Genomic DNA, 251 nt, shown 5'->3' with positions numbered 1-251 from the left:
TTTTCCTGATAAAAACGCTTGTTTATGCTTCCATTGGATCATCTCTCGATCCTTAGAAGTACGATAGCTTTTGGTTAATGCTAAAACATGAATGGCTTCCAAAAGATTCGTTTTCCCCTGAGCATTTTCACCAATAAAGATGTTAATGCCAGGGGAAAACTCAACCTGTAAATCATCATAATTACGGAAATTTTTCAGGTGCAGCTCCTGAAGAATCATCTGCGATCACTACTTACTTTCAATTTTGACCG

At 37.5% G+C, this 251-nt stretch carries 1 protein-coding gene; it reads right to left on the bottom strand.

Annotated features, from left to right (window positions below):
• Window positions 1-219 (bottom strand): AAA family ATPase (locus ACFILA_RS09930; RefSeq protein WP_375661170.1); only part of this gene is annotated, 219 nt, incomplete at its 3' end.
• Window positions 220-251: the final 32 nt, after the last annotated feature.

This window comes from Bartonella sp. CL71SXKL (genome assembly GCF_042194935.1).
Classification (GTDB): domain Bacteria; phylum Pseudomonadota; class Alphaproteobacteria; order Rhizobiales; family Rhizobiaceae; genus Bartonella.
Note: the sequence above shows the minus strand (reverse complement) of the source record. Positions and strands in the feature narration are given on the sequence as shown.